This is a genomic window from Pseudomonas sp. H3_E07, from assembly GCF_054668895.1.
The window spans coordinates 1,647,927-1,662,615 of sequence record NZ_CP162795.1 but is presented as its reverse complement, the minus strand read 5'-3'; the positions used below and the strand labels follow the sequence as shown (position 1 = coordinate 1,662,615).

Below are 14,689 nucleotides of genomic sequence, written 5' to 3'. Positions count from 1 at the left end.
AGGTACATAAAGCCCTGCTTCTTCGTCCTTGGTTCAGGCTTACGGGCGTTTGCGCTCGACAGGGCGCAACAGGTGCGTCGGCGGCGTTTCACAGCTGATCTTGCGCCCCAGCAGCGTCTCGATCGACGGCAACTGATACGAGTCATCTTCCCCGGCAAAGCTGATCGATACACCCGCCGCCCCGGCACGACCGGTACGGCCGATACGGTGTACGTAATCGTCCGGCACTTCCGGCAGGGTGAAGTTGATCACATGGCTGATGCCATCGATGTGAATCCCGCGACCGGCCACGTCGGTGGCCACCAGCACGCGGATCTTGCCTTCGCGGAAGCCTTCGAGGGTCTTGATGCGCTTGTGCTGCGGCACATCGCCCGACAGTTGCGCAGCGTTGACGCCGTCACGCACCAGGCGTTCTTCGATGCGACGCACTTCGTCCTTGCGGTTGGCAAAGACCATCACGCGCTCCCAACCGTTGTCGTTGACCAGGTTGTAGAGCAGCTTGTACTTGTCGGCACCGGCCACGGCATAGATGTGCTGCTCGACGTTCTCGCTGGCGACGTTTTCTGCTTCGATCTCGACGATGGACGGGTCGGTGGTCCACTGCTTGGCGAGGTTCATCACGTCTTCGGTGAAGGTCGCGGAGAACAGCAGGGTCTGACGCTCGGATTTCGGCGGGGTCTGACGAATGATCTGACGCACTTGTGGGATGAAACCCATGTCGAGCATGCGGTCGGCTTCGTCCAGTACCATCACTTCTACCATGTCCAGGTGCACGTCGCCGCGCTGGTTGAAGTCCAGCAGTCGGCCCGGCGTGGCTACCAGAATGTCGCAGTGACGGGCTTCGAGGTGCTTGAGCTGTTTATCGAAGTCCATGCCGCCGACGAACGTCATTACGTTAAGGCCGGTGTACTTGGTCAGGTCTGCGGCGTCCTTGGCAATCTGTACCACCAGCTCCCGGGTCGGGGCGATGATCAGCGCGCGCGGCTCACCCATGTAGCGTTCTTTCGGCGGCGGCGTCTGCAGCAACTGGGTAATGATCGAGATCAGGAACGCGGCGGTCTTGCCGGTGCCGGTCTGTGCGCGACCGATGGCGTCTTTGCCGGCCAGGGTGAAGCCCAGCACCTGCGCTTGGATCGGTGTGCAGTACGGGAATCCCAGGTCCTGGATGGCGTGCATCAGTTCAGGCGCCAATTTGAAATCGTGGAAGCGCGTCTTGCCTTCCTGCGGCTCGACGACGAAGTCTTCGAGTTTCCATGGGATCACCGGCGGCGTTGGCGCACGTTCGCGACGTGGCTTCGGTGCCACTGGCGCGGCAGCGGGTTCAACCGGCTTTGCCTGTTCAGGCGGTGTCACCGTTGGCTTCTTTGGCTGGGCAGCCGGTGCGTGCCGTGCGGGCTGTTTGCCGTCATTGCGGCTACCGGCTGTCGGAGCAGGAGCACTGGAATCAGGCGCGAGCGGCTCAGCCTCGCTTTTGCCGAACATCTTCTTGAGTGCTTTGAGCACGGTGATCTCATTAATTGGTTAAGGAATGTACGCCGGCCAGTGTAATGCAAGAATCGGGCGCGGCGTAGTGCGTCTGTCATACAGCTACATAAACTGTGGTTTTCAGCCCAGGCGAACGGTCAACCAGGCACCGATATCGCGTATCTCCTCGGGTAACACTTCGTGGCCCATTGGGTATTCCTGCCATGTCACGGTGACACCACGGGTTTTCAAATGCTCGTAAGCGCTGCGGCCCATGGCGTTCTGTACCACATCGTCGTACTGGCCGTGCAGGCACAGGGCGGGAATGCGCTGTTGGCTGGCTGATAATTCCAGCTCGTCGCTGAACGTAGGGGCATAGGTGGAGAGGGCGATCACGCCACCCAAGGGACCTTCCCAGTTCAGGAATGCGGTGTGGAAAACCACGGCGCCGCCCTGGGAAAAACCGGCGAGGAAAATTCGCGAAGCGTCTATTCCGGTTCTCTTCTGCGCTTCGATCAGGTCCGTGACCATTTTTGATGATGCTTCCAGTTCTTCCAGGCTGATCGAACGGGCCGGGCTCATGGCCTTGATGTCGTACCAACTGGGCATTTCATAGCCCCCGTTGATCGTCACCGGACGGGTCGGTGCCTGAGGCAAAACGAAGCGAGTGGTCAGCAAGCTTTCTTGTAGCGCCTCGGCCACCGGCAGGAAGTCGTAGCGATCGGCACCCAGGCCATGCAACCAGATTACGCAGGCATCTGCGGGCTTGGCGGGCTGAAGAATCAAGGGGTCGGTCATGTCTGCTCCATTAATGTGCGTGCGCTCCGATTAAGTGCGACGGAACGGTGCGTGGCTTGTCGATCTGTTAAGAGAATGTCGCAAGGTTGAATCTTTTGCACTTGATCATGGGCTGAAACGGCTCAGCCAGCACTCTGGTACGCGCCTTGCTACGTGTAGGTCGATGTCAGAACTTTCCTCAAGCGGTAACACTATCAGTGCATGCCGCTTGTAGGAAACAAGCTGGAATTACTGCGACAACTTCATGCCGCTTGACCCTAAAAAAAGCCAACACGGGTCGATATCGCCTCATAAGGGTGCGCTGAGGTTCGAGCTCCGACACAACAAGAGCAAACTGGAGGTTTGAATGAAGGTATTGAAATCCACCCTGGCCATCGTTTCCGCGGCGGCCGTTCTGGGTGTCAGCGGTTTCGCCCAAGCCGGCGCCACTCTGGATGCCGTGCAGAAGAAAGGCTTTGTGCAATGTGGCGTGAGTGACGGCCTGCCGGGTTTCTCGGTGCCGGATGCCAGCGGCAAGATCCTCGGGATCGACGCTGATGTGTGCCGCGCCGTGGCCGCTGCCGTTTTCGGCGACGCTACCAAGGTCAAATTCAGCCAGTTGAATGCCAAGGAGCGTTTCACCGCGCTTCAGTCCGGCGAAGTCGACATTCTGTCCCGTAACACGACCATGACCAGCTCCCGCGACGCCGGCATGGGCTTGAAATTCCCAGGCTTCATCACTTATTACGATGGCATCGGCTTCCTGGTAAACAACAAGCTGGGCGTGAAAAGTGCCAAAGAGCTGGACGGTGCAACCATCTGCATCCAGGCCGGTACCACCACTGAGCTGAACGTTTCCGACTACTTCCGCGGCAACAACCTGAAATACACCCCGATCACCTTCGATACCTCCGACGAAAGCGCCAAGTCGCTGGAGTCCGGGCGTTGCGACGTGCTGACCTCCGACAAGTCCCAACTGTTCGCCCAGCGCAGCAAGCTGGCCGCACCGAAAGACTACGTGGTACTGCCGGAAACCATTTCCAAAGAGCCATTGGGCCCCGTCGTGCGTAACGGCGACGACGAGTGGCTGGCCATCGTGCGCTGGGTTGGCTACGCCATGCTCAACGCTGAAGAAGCCGGCATCACTTCGAAAAACGTTGAAGCTGAAGCCAAGTCCACCAAGAACCCGGACGTTGCACGTCTGCTCGGTGCTGACGGCGAATACGGCAAAGACCTGAAAGTGAAGAAAGACTGGGTCGTACAGATCGTCAAGCAAGTCGGTAACTACGGTGAAGTGTTTGAGCGCAACCTGGGCAAGAGCACCCCGCTGGAAATCGACCGTGGCCTGAACGCGCTGTGGAACAACGGCGGCATTCAATACGCACCCCCTGTGCGCTGATCGCTGATGGTTCTGTCACCCGGTGGGCCAACCGCCGGGTGATGTTCTGTTCCATTATTTTCGGGGCATTTCATGCAAAAACAAATCGGCGCACCCAAGCAGAAGCTCAGCTTCAGCGATCCCAAATTGCGTGCGTGGCTCTTCCAGATCATCACGATTGTGGCGGTGGTCTCGCTGGGCTGGTACCTCTTCAACAACACCCAGACCAACCTTCAGCACCGAGGCATTACCTCGGGTTTCGATTTTCTTGAACGCAGTGCCGGCTTCGGCATCGCGCAGCATTTGATCGACTACACCGAATCGGACAGTTATGCCCGGGTGTTTGTGATCGGTTTGCTCAACACCTTGCTAGTGACTTTTATCGGCGTGATCCTGGCGACGCTGCTCGGGTTCGTCATCGGCGTGGCGCGGTTGTCGCCGAACTGGATGATCAACAAGCTGGCGACCGTGTATGTGGAAGTGTTCCGCAACATCCCGCCGCTGCTGCAAATCCTGTTCTGGTACTTCGCGGTGTTCCTGACCATGCCGGGGCCACGCAACAGCCACAACTTCGGCGACACCTTCTTTGTCAGCAGCCGTGGCCTGAACATGCCGGCAGCGATTGCCGCTGACGGTTTCTGGCCATTTGTGGTCAGCATCGTGGTTGCCATCGTGGCAATCGTGCTGATGGCGCGTTGGGCCAACAAGCGCTTTGAAGCCACCGGCGTACCGTTCCATAAGTTCTGGGCGGGCCTGGCGCTGTTCATCGTGATCCCGGCGTTGTGCGCCTTGATCTTCGGTGCACCGCTGCACTGGGAAATGCCCAAGCTGCAAGGTTTCAACTTTGTCGGTGGCTGGGTACTGATCCCTGAACTGCTGGCACTGACCCTGGCGCTTACCGTGTACACGGCAGCGTTTATCGCCGAGATCGTGCGTTCGGGTATCAAGTCCGTCAGCCACGGCCAGACCGAAGCCGCGCGCTCACTGGGCCTGCGCCCTGGGCCGACGCTGCGCAAGGTCATCATTCCGCAGGCCCTGCGGGTGATCATTCCCCCGCTGACCAGCCAATACCTGAACCTGGCGAAAAACTCGTCGCTGGCAGCCGGTATCGGTTACCCGGAAATGGTTTCGTTGTTTGCCGGCACGGTGCTCAACCAGACCGGCCAGGCCATCGAAGTCATTGCCATCACCATGAGCGTGTACCTGGCGATCAGCATCAGCATTTCCCTGCTGATGAACTGGTACAACAAGCGCATTGCGCTGATCGAGCGGTGAGGAAACGCCCATGAGTTCACATACTTTCAAACCGGATATGCCGCCGCCGAACAAAGTGTTCGGGCCGATGGCATGGATGCGCGCCAACCTGTTTTCCAGCTGGCTCAACACCCTGCTGACGCTGTTGGCGTTCTACCTGATCTACCTGGTGGTGCCGCCGATCCTGAGCTGGGCGATCATCGACGCCAACTGGGTTGGCACCACGCGTGCCGATTGCACCAAAGAGGGCGCCTGCTGGGTGTTTATCCAACAGCGCTTCGGGCAGTTCATGTACGGCTACTACCCCGGCGACCTGCGCTGGCGCGTGGACCTGACCGTGTGGCTGGCCATCGTCGGTGTGGCGCCGTTGTTTATCTCGCGTTTCCAGCGCAAGGCGGTCTACGGCCTGGGTTTCCTGGTGCTGTACCCGATCATCGCGTTCTTCCTGCTACACGGCGGGGCGTTTGGCCTGACCAACGTGGCGACCAGCCAATGGGGCGGCCTGATGCTGACCCTGGTAATCGCCACTGTCGGCATCGCCGGCGCCTTGCCGCTGGGCATCATGCTCGCGTTGGGGCGGCGCTCGAACATGCCGGCGATTCGGGTGGTCTGCGTGACCTTCATCGAGTTCTGGCGCGGTGTACCGTTGATCACTGTGCTGTTCATGTCCTCGGTGATGCTGCCGTTGTTCCTGCCGGAAGGCATGGGCATCGACAAACTGCTGCGGGCGCTGATCGGCGTGATCCTGTTCCAGTCGGCCTACGTGGCTGAAGTGGTGCGCGGTGGCTTGCAGGCGATTCCCAAAGGTCAGTACGAAGCGGCCGCTGCGATGGGCCTCGGCTACTGGCGTTCGATGGGCCTGGTGATTCTGCCGCAAGCCCTGAAGATGGTGATCCCCGGCATCGTTAACACCTTTATCGCGTTGTTCAAGGACACCAGCCTGGTGATCATCATCGGCCTGTTCGACCTGCTCAACAGCGTCAAGCAAGCCGCCGCCGACCCGAAATGGTTGGGCATGGCCACTGAAGGCTACGTGTTCGCGGCCCTGGTGTTCTGGATTTTCTGTTTTGGTATGTCGCGCTATTCCATTCATTTGGAACACAAGCTCGACACTGGCCACAAGCGTTAGGAGTTGATGTTATGAGCGAAGCGATCAAACAGCCTGTGAGCCCTGAAGGCATTATCCAGATGCAGGGCGTCAACAAGTGGTACGGCCAGTTCCACGTGTTGAAAGACATCAACCTCAACGTCAAGCAAGGCGAGCGTATCGTGCTGTGCGGCCCCTCGGGTTCGGGCAAGTCCACCACCATCCGCTGCCTCAACCGTCTGGAAGAGCACCAGCAGGGCCGCATCGTGGTCGATGGCGTGGAGCTGACCAACGACCTCAAGCAGATCGAAGCGATCCGCCGTGAAGTGGGTATGGTGTTCCAGCACTTCAACCTGTTCCCACACCTGACCATCCTGCAGAACTGCACGCTGGCGCCGATGTGGGTGCGCAAGATGCCTAAGCGCAAGGCCGAGGAAATCGCCATGCACTACCTGGAGCGCGTGCGCATCCCGGAGCAGGCGCACAAGTTTCCGGGCCAGCTCTCTGGCGGCCAGCAACAGCGTGTGGCGATTGCCCGTGCACTGTGCATGAAGCCGAAAATCATGCTGTTCGATGAGCCGACTTCGGCACTCGATCCGGAAATGGTGAAGGAAGTTCTGGACACCATGATCGGTCTGGCTGAAGACGGCATGACCATGTTGTGCGTGACCCACGAAATGGGCTTTGCGCGCACCGTGGCCAACCGTGTGATCTTCATGGACAAGGGCGAGATCGTGGAACAGGCGGCGCCAAATGACTTCTTCGACAACCCGCAGAATGACCGGACCAAGTTGTTCTTGAGCCAGATTTTGCATTGATCGATGTCTGAAAAAATAAACCCGGCCAAGTGCCGGGTTTATTTTTGCCTGCTGAAAATTTTCAGGAGGCTTGTAGGGCGAGTTGTTGTGCGTCAATCGAAAATACCGCTCCTTTTTCCTACCTAAGAACCCCTAGTGCGTTGCCTTTGTAGGTCAGTCCGAATAGGCTGTAGGAAAATTCATCCTATGATGGGACGAAAGCGCAAAATCCTATGACAGACATCGCCCCCCTGATCAAACGCTCTCTGGTCGACCAGGCCCTGGAGCAACTGCGCCAGCGCATCAGCCAGGGCATATGGGCCATCGGCGAGCGCCTGCCCACCGAGCCCGAGCTTTCCGCAGAGTTGGGCATCAGCCGCAATACCGTGCGCGAAGCCATGCGCGTATTGGCGTTTTCCGGCTTGATCGAGATCCGTCAGGGCGACGGCAGTTACCTGCGCTCGATGACCGACCCGCTGGGCGCCATGCGCGCGTTGTCCCATTGCACTCTGGAGCAGGCGCAGGAGACGCGGCAGATCCTGGAAGTGGAGGCCATCGGCCTGGCCGCCCTGCGTCGTACCGAGCAAGACCTGCATCGGTTGCGCGCGGCGCTCGACACCAGCGCCGCGCTGTACCACGGGGAACTGGAGGCCTACATCAGCGCCGATCTGGTATTCCACCAACAGTTGGTGGACGCGGCGCACAACCCGGCGTTGAGCGAGTTGTACCAATACTTTTCCAACATCATCGGCGCGCAACTGCGCCAGACCCTGAACCTCTCGCCGCGCCGCCAAGCGGTGTTCGACCTGCACACCGCCCTGCTTGATGCCGTCGCACAGCAAGATGCGGAGCGCGCCAAATCCCTTTGCCGGCAGTTGATCAATGAACCTTGATGCCCCACGCACGCCTGAGTTGGAACAACTGCTGATTGACGCCGAGGCCGATGACGATGAGGTCCAGCACAGCCCCCCGCCAGTGAGCCGGCCGTGGCTATTGCTGCTGGGCCTGGTGCTGGTGGCGCTGAACCTGCGCCCGGCCCTGTCGAGCCTGTCGCCGCTGCTCAGTGAGGTTTCCAACAGCCTGGGGTTGTCGGCGGCCAGGGCCGGTTTGCTGACCACCTTGCCGGTGCTGTGCCTGGGTCTGTTCGCGCCGCTGGCGCCGATCCTTGCCCGGCGTTTCGGCGCCGAGCGGGTGGTGCTGGGGATTTTGCTGATGCTGGCCGGCGGTATTGTGCTGCGCAGTGCGTTCGGAGAAGTCGGCTTGTTTGTTGGCAGCCTGATCGCCGGCGCCAGCATCGGCATCATCGGCGTGTTGTTGCCCGGTATCGTCAAGCGCGACTTCGCCAGACAGGCGGGCACCATGACCGGGGTCTACACCATGGCGCTGTGCCTGGGCGCGGCGTTGGCGGCGGGGGCCTCGGTGCCCTTGAGCGACTACTTCGGCCACCGTTGGAGCATCGGGTTGGGCTTCTGGATGCTGCCGGCGTTGCTGGCCGCGTTGTGCTGGTTGCCGCAAATCGGGCACAAGCATGGCGCGCATCGCGTTGCCTACCGGGTGAAGGGCTTGCTGCGTGATCCGCTGGCCTGGCAAGTGACCTTGTACATGGGCCTGCAATCGTCCCTGGCCTACATCGTGTTCGGCTGGGTGCCGTCGATCCTCATCGACCGCGGCCTGAGCGCCACCGACGCCGGGCTGGCGCTGTCCGGTTCGATCATCGTGCAACTGCTCAGCGCCCTCACCGCGCCGTGGCTGGCCACGCGCGGCAAGGACCAGCGCCTGGCCATCGTGGTGGTGATGCTGCTGACCCTCGGCGGGCTGATGGGCTGCCTGTATGCGCCGCTCGACGGGCTGTGGGGCTGGGCGATCCTGCTGGGCCTGGGGCAGGGCGGCACGTTCAGCCTTGCGCTGACCTTGATCGTGCTGCGTTCGCGGGATGCCCACGTCGCCGCCAACCTGTCGGGCATGGCCCAAGGTATCGGTTACACCCTGGCGTCCCTTGGCCCGCTCGCGGTGGGCCTGATTCACGATTGGACCGGTGGCTGGGCCGCCACCGGCTGGGTTTTCGCGGTGATCGGCCTGGGCGCCATCGTCGCCGGTCTCGGTGCGGGGCGGGCCAAGTACGTCGGCGTGTGCAGCGAAAAAGTCTAGAGGTACACCACCTCCAGGGTCGCCGAACCGTCCATGAGGATGTCGGTGCTCAGGTCCAGATTCTGTTTGGCGTTGATCACCGTCTCCAGGGTCAGCGTGCTGGTCAGGTTCTGGATCGCCATGGGGCCGGCGGTGCTGCCCGCAGTATCGGTGAAGCCCAGCAGGCTTTTGGCGCCCACGTCGATCGGGTTGCGGTTGGCCGTGCGCCAGGCCAGGCCGCCGGTGGTGGATTCGGTGCCGTAGACCTCGGCCACGGCGTCCACCACGGTCAGCGTTGGATCGAACGTCACTGAGTACACGCCGATCTTGTTCGCGCTGTTGTCCAGGCCCAATCCGTAATAAATCTCGCTGTTGACGTAGGCGGTGCCGTCGCGGTTGTCGCGCATGCGCAATGCGTAACGCACCGGGCCGTTGCAGGTCACCGTCAGGCCCAGGGACTTGAGCGGCAGCCGCGTGCCCGTCGTGAGGTTGAGGTCTTGCTGGGCGATCTTGCCGAAGTCCACCTGCCCGTTGTCCGACAGGCTCGGCACACAGGACGCCGGGGTGATTGTGCCGTTGACGTTCAGGTCGACAGCGGCGGCCTGCGCCGGTTGGCTGAACAGCAGGGGTACGAGGATCAGGTAGCGAGTAATCATGGGAGCCTCCGAGGTGCTTAGAAGTAGGTGATTTCCAGGGTCGCCGAACCGTCGAGCCGCACTTCACTGCTCAGGTCCAGGCTGTCGAGCGGCGCGACAAAGGCTTTCAGGCTGAGTAGCGCGCTGAGGTTTTGCAGGGCCGTCGGGCCTTCTGTGCTGCCGGTTGTGGCGGTAAACCCCAGGAGGCTGCGTGCGCCCAGGGGAATTGTGCTGGCGCTGGCGTTGCTCCAGGCGGCGCCGCCGGTGGTGGAGTCGGTGCGATACAGCTGTGGCAGGTTGTCGGCGCTGGCCTGGGCGGGGTCGACCAACAGGTAATAGCGGCCGATTTTCTGCCCGCGTGCATCCAGGCCCAGGCCGTAGGCGGTTTCATCGATGCCGCCGGTGGCTGAGCCGGCGCGGTTGTCGTGCATGACCAGGGCAAACGGGGTCGGGCCGTCACAGCTGACCGTGAGACCCAACGCGCGGGCGGGCAGGGCGGTGTCTTTGTCGCGACGCAAATCGCTGACCGACAACTTGCCAAAGTCCACCGTGCCGTTGTTGGCCAGGGTGGGCGTGCAGGCCGCTGGCGCGAAGCGCGCTTGCAGATGCAGCTCGCGCGAGCGTCCGGACGCGGGGGCATCGACCAGCGCCGAGGCGTCCCAGATCTCGGCATCGCGCACCCGAAACGCCTCTTCCCGGGCCCAGGCATTGACCTGCAGTTGTGCAGAAAAACTGCGCCCGGCGACGGGCTGGCCGTCGTGCAGCGGGACGATGCCATGGTCGGCGCGCCAAGTCAGGCTCGCCGCCACCTGGGCGGGCGCCTGGCCGGGGCCGGCGAGCAGGCCCAGTTGCACCGCGCGGCCATCGAGCACGGCGTCATGCACTTGCACGCGGTAACTGCCACCGTCGGTGAAGCGCAAACGCTCGGTGCCGGCGGCCAGGGCGCGGTAGAACAGGCTCATGTCGGCGGTTTCCGGGCAGTTGAGGGTCAAGGACAGGCGTCGTTCACCGAGCAGTCGCTCGGCGGTCGGCGTTGACGCAATGGCGCGGTTCATCAGGCCAAAATCCAGGCGCGATTCGCTCAGGTCCAGGCGGCAGTCGTCCTGGGCCAGGGCGGTGCCGGTACACAGCAGCAGGGCTGCCAGGCAGTGGTGACGTTTCATGGGGCGTTCCTCAAGGCCGCTGGCAGCGAGCCGGGGCGGTTTCGAAATACACGTGGGGGTCGGCCTTGGCCGGCAGTTCAAAGCGCAAGTGGCAGCGCGGCTGATCGGCGGCCTTGATCCAAAGCGAACGGGTGTCGAGCACGTCGGACAAGAACACTTGGTTGCCTTCCTGGACCAGCGTGATGAACTCGCCGTCCTCGGTGGTCACGGTCGAGCCGCGTGGCATCGGGGTGTCCAGGGTCAGCAGCGCGCGGCGGGTGAGCGACACGCCGAACTCGATGCGGTCCACCGCGCCGCGCCCTGCCGAGACCACCGCGAGCCCGTTGTGGATGTCCGCATTGCGCGGCAGCGAGCGGGTTTGCACTTCCAGCGGGCTGCGCCCATAGGCGCTGAGCTGGGGCGCGACGGCCTGACCCTGCCAGTCGGTCCACACCGGGCCGCTGGGGGTATTGACCTTGATCCCGGCCATGTCGCCCACCGACAGCACGGCAAAGGTGTCGCGCACCGGGTAGGGCGAGAACGTCAACCCGTCGCTGTGCAGTACCACCGCGCCGCGTGCGCCGCCCTGGTAGCTGGAGCGTTCGGCGTCGGAGCGGGTGTAGTTGAAGTCCAGCTGGCTGTAGAACGGCAGGGCCGAAACGCCCAGGGACGACTCGACCTCGCGGTCGCGGGTGTCATGTTCGACGCCGACCCGATACGCCAAATGGTCGTTGATCTGTTCGTTGAGCCCAAGCCCGGTGCGGTGCTCGCCGCCGGAATTGCGCACCCACGCGCGGCCACGGCGGCTTTCGCCCAGGGGCAGACTGACCGTCAGGTACAGGCTGTCGTCGTTATAGCGACGCCCGCCCATGTGCCATTCGGCGGTGGCGGACACCGACATGCCGGCGATTTGCGTGCCCCAGGACGCCAGGGCACGGCTGCTGCTGTCGCCCTGGAACGAGGACGAACGCGAAAACCCCGCGCTGAAGGCGCCCAGCCACGGATGCGACCACGAGGTGGTGGCGCTCTGCTGGTCGCGGTAGCGCGTGCGTTGCTGCTCGCGGGTGTCGACGATGTAGGTCGACTCGCTGAGGTCGCGGTAGCCCAAGGTGCGCCAGGAATTGGCCGCCGTGAAGGCCCAGCGCTCGCTCAGTTTCTGCGACCACGACAGGTCGGTCTGCACACCGCGCTCCTGGGTGCGCCGCGAGGCTTCGGAGGCGACCACGGCGACTTGCACCTGGCTATCCTGCCAAGGCAACAGCCCCAGGCTCAGGCCCGCCGAGCGATAATCCTCGGCCGCCAACAGCCCGCTGCCGAAGCTGACCTGCGGATGCGGCGAGGCGCTCCAGCCCGCACTCACCACCCAGGGCTCGGCGCCCGGGCCGTCGCCGATATTGCGCACCCGCCCGGCCGCCACCGAGTAACCAGGCGCGGGCAGGCCCAGGCCGAGCATGGCGGCGGGCACGGTGAACCGGCGTTCTTCGCCGGTGCTTTCCTTGACCGTGACTTCGACGTCGGAGCGCCCATTCAGGCGCGGCACATTGCTCAGGCTGAACGGACCGGCGGGTACCACCGTGGAGTTAATCAACGTGCCGTTCTGGCGCACTTCCACCTGGGCCGGGCCATTGGCGATGCCATCGATGGTCGCGCCCTGGTTCTGATCTTGCAGGGCCTGTTCGGTGAGCACTTGCACGCCGGTGATTTGCGCGCCCGCGAGCACCGGGTTGTAGAGGTTGATCTGCCCGGCCTGCAACACCGCCTGGTGGCTGGCGAAGGTGCGCTGGGCGTAGGCGTCCAGGTGGGTGGTGCTTGAGGTGCTGTCTTGCCAGGTCTGCACTTGGCGGCTGCGCACGATCCAGTCGCCGGCATTGAAGCCGACCTCGGTATTGGCCGAGCCGAAGCGGCTGGCGTCGTCGCCGTAGTGGTTGTACAGGCCGGTCACGTCGTAGTTGAGCAGCGCGGCAAACCCGCCGGTCTGATAGCCGGAAATGTCCTGGGTGACCGGGCGCAGCGCCTGGGTCGGTACCACCAGGTTCAGGTTCAGGTTGGCCGGGTCATGCTCAATCACGGTTTGCGGGTATTGCTGGAGAAAGTCGTAGCAACGGCTTTCCTCGGCCGGGCCCGAAGACGGCGTCACCAACTGCGCGGCGTTCAGCAGCGGCGGGTCGAAGCAGGTTGCGCCGTGCTGATCGATGCTCACATCGACGCGCCCGCGCCGCTGGCCGTTGACCGTCAGGTTGAGCGCGTGGCGGCCTTGGGTAAACCGCGGGGCCTGCATCAGCAGGCTCGCGAGTTCAGGGTCGATGCCGCGCTGGAGCAGGGTCTGTGGGTCAAAGGAATCGCTCGACGACGGCGTCTGTGCCCAGGCCAGGTTTGTCGGCAACCCCAGGCTGAGTGTCAGCACAAGCAAGGCGAGGTGCGGTGAAACGCCGGGCACGGCTTTGCCGTCACGGTAATGAATGACTGTGTTCACACAAATGCACTCGGATGATGGAAGTACCCGGCGTGATTCCCTATCGCGTCAGGTCTTCCCGGTGGCCTTCAGTGGGTGGCCACTTCGTTATCGTGGCGCCGTTGCATCCCTGGGCGCCGTTGCATCACAGGGTTATGGGCGCGTCGTGGGGCTCGACGGCAAAGCCATACACGGTGGCCGGTTGCAGGCGCACGCGGGTGGCGCCGGTGCCGGTGCCGCTGGCGGTCATGGTCAGTGTTTCGCCGGGCAGCACATAGGTGCGCGGCAGCATCGCCGAGGCATTGCCGGGCAGCAGTTGCAGCTCCTGGGCCAGGCGCACTACATACGGGGTAGGGTTGTGGACGCTGAGTTGGTCGGCCTTCAAGGTCCAGCTCAGGCCCAGCCACGGTGTGCGATTCGGTGCCAGCCCCTTGGGATGAATGATCACCGGCAGGTTCTGGCGTACCGTCACGCCCACTTGCGCGCGCCCGGCCTGGGCCGGGTCGCGTTGGGCGGGCATGCCTTCGAATATCGCGCGCTTGAGGCGCTGGGTTTGCAGCGGCGCCTGGGTTTGCAGGATGAAGCGCACCAGCTGGCTCTTGGACGCTTCGACGCGGGTCAGGGGTGGGGTCACGAACAGCAAGGTGTCGCTGTCCTCGGGAATGTTTTCGAGGGTGACGTGCAGCAGGGCCATTTTGTTGTCGGTGTTGGTGACCGAGACCGTAGCCTCGCCGTCGGCCTCGTTGACGATCACCACCGAGGTGTCCGGGACCATGCCGTCGGCACGCGCGACGGTTGCGCCGAAGACGGCCAGTGCCACGCAGCAGAGGCGCGGCATCGCACGCCAAACGGAAAGAAACAGGTTCATAACAGGGCTCTTCAATACAAGGTGCTTCAAGGGGGCCGCCATGTGCTCGGCACGTGACCGGGGCGCTGACGACGCAGGGTCAGAGGTAACGCAGGTTCAGCGTGATCGAGCCATCGAGGGGCACCTCTTCGTGGAGCGTCAAGGTGTTGGCCGGGCTGATCGAGGTGTCGACCCGCAGAGAGGCCACCAGCAGCCGGATCGGCGCGGGCAACGCATCGCCAGCGTGGGCGAAGCCCATGAACAGGCCGGGGTACACGTAAGGCTCGGGTTTCCAGGTGGCGCCCTGGTCGGATGAGGTCAGGGTCTGCATCAACTGCGAATCGCCAACCGGCCCGCGCAATGACAGGCTGACCGAGCCGAGGCGTTCGTCGGGGGCGTGAGGGTTCATGCCCAGCCCATAGAAGTAGTCCGGCGCCAGCGATGACTCGCGTTTGTTGTCGATGCCCACCAGAGCGAACAACACCGGTCCTTCGCAACTGATGCTCAAGCCCATTTGCTGATTCGGCAGCACGGTGTACTCACTGGGGTGCAGTGTCGTCGCGAGGATCCTGCCGTGGTCGACAAGGCCGTTGTCCGACAACGATACGGTGCAGGCGCTGGGGGTTATTCGCCCGTTGACGTCCAACTCCACAGTCGAGAGGGCGAAGGCCAAGGGCGTCGTCAGCAACAGCGAGGCGAGGGCCGGCAAGCGAATAAGCAGGGTCATGG

Annotated in this window: 13 protein-coding genes; 6 read left to right on the top strand and 7 right to left on the bottom strand. The window is 62.8% G+C overall.

Translation table 11 applies throughout. The features are described 5' to 3' along the window. Positions 1 to 39: 39 nt before the first annotated feature. Complete coding sequence (rhlB, locus tag AB4O08_RS07560) at positions 40 to 1,503, bottom strand: ATP-dependent RNA helicase RhlB (protein ID WP_010212956.1); 1,464 nt, start codon at positions 1,501 to 1,503, stop codon at positions 40 to 42. A 102-nt stretch (positions 1,504 to 1,605) separates the two neighbouring features. Continuing rightward, a complete protein-coding gene (locus AB4O08_RS07555) occupies positions 1,606 to 2,262 on the bottom strand; it encodes an alpha/beta hydrolase (protein ID WP_010212955.1) in 657 nt (218 codons plus the stop codon). Positions 2,263 to 2,608: 346 nt separating this feature from the next. On the opposite strand from AB4O08_RS07555, the gene AB4O08_RS07550 reads away from it, so the two are divergent. The 6 genes from AB4O08_RS07550 (at position 2,609) to AB4O08_RS07525 (ending at position 8,905) form a co-directional block, all read left to right on the top strand. Continuing rightward, positions 2,609 to 3,640, top strand: coding sequence for an amino acid ABC transporter substrate-binding protein (locus tag AB4O08_RS07550; RefSeq protein ID WP_010212954.1), 1,032 nt, complete (start codon positions 2,609 to 2,611; stop codon positions 3,638 to 3,640). 72 nt (positions 3,641 to 3,712) lie between these two features. Next, a complete protein-coding gene (locus AB4O08_RS07545) occupies positions 3,713 to 4,894 on the top strand; it encodes an amino acid ABC transporter permease (protein ID WP_010212953.1) in 1,182 nt (393 codons plus the stop codon). A 10-nt stretch (positions 4,895 to 4,904) separates the two neighbouring features. Then, entirely contained in the window at positions 4,905 to 6,002 is a 1,098-nt protein-coding gene (locus tag AB4O08_RS07540) for an amino acid ABC transporter permease (RefSeq protein ID WP_021491844.1), read from the top strand. A gap of 11 nt (positions 6,003 to 6,013) precedes the next feature. Further along, positions 6,014 to 6,778 (top strand): amino acid ABC transporter ATP-binding protein, encoded by a 765-nt coding sequence (locus tag AB4O08_RS07535; RefSeq protein ID WP_003171943.1) that lies wholly within the window; start codon positions 6,014 to 6,016, stop codon positions 6,776 to 6,778. 212 nt (positions 6,779 to 6,990) lie between these two features. Next, positions 6,991 to 7,650 carry a FadR/GntR family transcriptional regulator gene (locus tag AB4O08_RS07530; RefSeq protein WP_045791294.1) on the top strand — a complete coding sequence of 220 codons (660 nt, stop codon included), beginning with the start codon at positions 6,991 to 6,993 and terminating at the stop codon, positions 7,648 to 7,650. Further along, positions 7,640 to 8,905, top strand: coding sequence for a CynX/NimT family MFS transporter (locus tag AB4O08_RS07525; protein ID WP_183701201.1), 1,266 nt, complete (start codon positions 7,640 to 7,642; stop codon positions 8,903 to 8,905). The genes AB4O08_RS07530 and AB4O08_RS07525 overlap by 11 nt, the downstream gene beginning before the upstream one ends. Here AB4O08_RS07525 and AB4O08_RS07520 read toward each other — a convergent pair. The 5 genes from AB4O08_RS07520 to AB4O08_RS07500 form a co-directional block, all read right to left on the bottom strand. Continuing rightward, positions 8,902 to 9,540, bottom strand: a complete 639-nt coding sequence (locus tag AB4O08_RS07520) for a DUF1120 domain-containing protein (protein WP_010212946.1) — start codon at positions 9,538 to 9,540, stop codon at positions 8,902 to 8,904. The genes AB4O08_RS07525 and AB4O08_RS07520 overlap by 4 nt on opposite strands. A 17-nt stretch (positions 9,541 to 9,557) precedes the next feature. Then, positions 9,558 to 10,682 (bottom strand): DUF1120 domain-containing protein, encoded by a 1,125-nt coding sequence (locus tag AB4O08_RS07515; RefSeq protein ID WP_460114785.1) that lies wholly within the window; start codon positions 10,680 to 10,682, stop codon positions 9,558 to 9,560. A 10-nt stretch (positions 10,683 to 10,692) separates the two neighbouring features. After that, positions 10,693 to 13,134, bottom strand: coding sequence for a fimbria/pilus outer membrane usher protein (locus AB4O08_RS07510; RefSeq protein WP_460114784.1), 2,442 nt, complete (start codon positions 13,132 to 13,134; stop codon positions 10,693 to 10,695). Positions 13,135 to 13,258: 124 nt separating this feature from the next. Then, entirely contained in the window at positions 13,259 to 13,981 is a 723-nt protein-coding gene (locus AB4O08_RS07505; RefSeq protein ID WP_080923181.1) for a fimbria/pilus chaperone family protein, read from the bottom strand. Positions 13,982 to 14,060: 79 nt separating this feature from the next. After that, entirely contained in the window at positions 14,061 to 14,687 is a 627-nt protein-coding gene (locus AB4O08_RS07500) for a DUF1120 domain-containing protein (protein WP_010212939.1), read from the bottom strand. Positions 14,688 to 14,689: the final 2 nt, after the last annotated feature.

Coding starts and splice junctions, on each gene's coding strand:
- AB4O08_RS07555 (WP_010212955.1), bottom strand. CDS start 2,262: ATGACCGACCCCTTGATTCTTCAGCCCGCCAAGCCCGCAGATGCCTGC.
- AB4O08_RS07550 (WP_010212954.1), top strand. CDS start 2,609: ATGAAGGTATTGAAATCCACCCTGGCCATCGTTTCCGCGGCGGCCGTT.
- AB4O08_RS07545 (WP_010212953.1), top strand. CDS start 3,713: ATGCAAAAACAAATCGGCGCACCCAAGCAGAAGCTCAGCTTCAGCGAT.
- AB4O08_RS07540 (WP_021491844.1), top strand. CDS start 4,905: ATGAGTTCACATACTTTCAAACCGGATATGCCGCCGCCGAACAAAGTG.
- AB4O08_RS07535 (WP_003171943.1), top strand. CDS start 6,014: ATGAGCGAAGCGATCAAACAGCCTGTGAGCCCTGAAGGCATTATCCAG.
- AB4O08_RS07530 (WP_045791294.1), top strand. CDS start 6,991: ATGACAGACATCGCCCCCCTGATCAAACGCTCTCTGGTCGACCAGGCC.
- AB4O08_RS07525 (WP_183701201.1), top strand. CDS start 7,640: ATGAACCTTGATGCCCCACGCACGCCTGAGTTGGAACAACTGCTGATT.
- AB4O08_RS07520 (WP_010212946.1), bottom strand. CDS start 9,540: ATGATTACTCGCTACCTGATCCTCGTACCCCTGCTGTTCAGCCAACCG.
- AB4O08_RS07515 (WP_460114785.1), bottom strand. CDS start 10,682: ATGAAACGTCACCACTGCCTGGCAGCCCTGCTGCTGTGTACCGGCACC.
- AB4O08_RS07505 (WP_080923181.1), bottom strand. CDS start 13,981: ATGAACCTGTTTCTTTCCGTTTGGCGTGCGATGCCGCGCCTCTGCTGC.
- AB4O08_RS07500 (WP_010212939.1), bottom strand. CDS start 14,687: ATGACCCTGCTTATTCGCTTGCCGGCCCTCGCCTCGCTGTTGCTGACG.